This is a genomic window from Rhizobium aureum, from assembly GCF_030182495.1.
Lineage (GTDB): Bacteria > Pseudomonadota > Alphaproteobacteria > Rhizobiales > Rhizobiaceae > Rhizobium > Rhizobium tropici_C.
In genome coordinates this window covers 1-1,280 of the sequence record NZ_JAQJCI010000048.1, presented here as the reverse complement: position 1 = coordinate 1,280, position 1,280 = coordinate 1, and the positions used below count along the sequence as shown (strand labels likewise).

Sequence of the window (1,280 nt, the reverse complement as noted above, 5' to 3'; positions counted from 1 at the left end):
GCGGCGCTAGGATTGGGATTTGCGTTTATGCTTTGGGCCAGCGATTGTTTAGTGCTTGGGGAGGTTATTGTTTTGTTAGGCGGCTTTGTATTGTGGAGCGTGGTTTGGTTAGGCTTTTTTCTGGGGGCTGATTGGTTGGATGCTTTCGGCGTTGGCAGAACGCAAAAAGCCCGCTTGAAGCGGGCTTTTTTTGTAATTGGTTGCGGGGGCAGGATTTGAACCTGCGGCCTTCAGGTTATGAGCCTGACGAGCTACCGGGCTGCTCCACCCCGCGTCACCAGCGTAAACCCGAAGGGTTTATCGCGGTTGCGTGAACCGCTATGCGGTTCATGCTTCATCCGGGCAAATCTGAAGGATTTGTCCCTTGTTCCCAGCGTAAGCCGCGTTTGGGCTTATCGCGGTTGCGCAAACCCGAAGGGTTTGCCGCGCCCTTGGCACCGTATTTCGGGTGCGTCGGGGTAATTTCCTGGCTCCAGAAGCGGCAAAGGCCGCATGAGCGGCCTATTGTAGCACGGCTTGAGCCGTCTGTGTGATGAGAAGATTTTATGAGGCATAGATTGCTTGAGCAATTTAGCCTGACGCATAAACCGCTGAAGCGGTTTAGCGTGACGCATAAATCGATTTCATCGATTTAGCGTGGAGTTGCGATTAGCAGACCTGGCAGCGACCTACTCTCCCGCGTCTTAAGACGAAGTACCATGGGCGCAGGGGCGTTTCACGGCCGTGTTCGGAAAGGGAACGGGTGCAGCCACCCCGCCATAACCACCAGGTCGGCAAAGCGCAACTTAGGGCTAAACCGCTTGAGCGGTTTATGCCCGATGAGAAGCTGGTGAGATCGAAGATCTCGTTTGTCTTATTTGAACACGTCGTTGGATGCGTTTCCGGACAAAGTCCGCAAGCGCAAAGCGCGTCGCCGGAAGTCCGGCGCGCCGTCCGCAGCGCAGCGATCGAAGATCGCGACAGCGTGAGGACAAAAAGCTCGTCGAATTTATTCGATGAGCACTGGCAATGGGAACGATCAAGCCAATCGAGCTATTAGTACCGGTAAGCTTCATGCGTTGCCGCACTTCCACACCCGGCCTATCAACGTGGTCGTCTTCCACGGCTCTGATAGGGAACACTCGTTTCCAGGTTGGTTTCCCGCTTAGATGCCTTCAGCGGTTATCCATTCCATATATAGCTACCCTGCTATGCCCTTGGCAGGACAACAGGTCCACCAGAGATATGTCCATCCCGGTCCTCTCGTACTAGGGACAGATCCTGTCAATATTCCTACACCC

1 protein-coding gene, 1 tRNA gene and 2 rRNA genes are annotated in these 1,280 nt (G+C 54.5%); 1 reads left to right on the top strand and 3 read right to left on the bottom strand.

All coding sequences use genetic code 11. The features are described from left to right. Positions 1–219, top strand: a 219-nt coding sequence (locus tag PH552_RS33655) for a hypothetical protein (RefSeq protein WP_285166734.1), incomplete at its 5' end; no start/stop codon positions are given. Here the strand turns inward: PH552_RS33655 and PH552_RS33650 are convergent. The 3 genes from PH552_RS33650 to PH552_RS33640 form a co-directional block, all read right to left on the bottom strand. After that, positions 198–274: transfer RNA gene (locus PH552_RS33650), tRNA-Met, on the bottom strand. The two genes, PH552_RS33655 and PH552_RS33650, sit on opposite strands and share 22 nt — an antisense overlap. Positions 275–655: 381 nt before the next feature. Beyond that, a 5S ribosomal RNA gene (gene rrf, locus PH552_RS33645) occupies positions 656–770 on the bottom strand. A gap of 244 nt (positions 771–1,014) precedes the next feature. Beyond that, a 23S ribosomal RNA gene (locus PH552_RS33640) occupies positions 1,015–1,280 on the bottom strand; the annotation flags it as partial.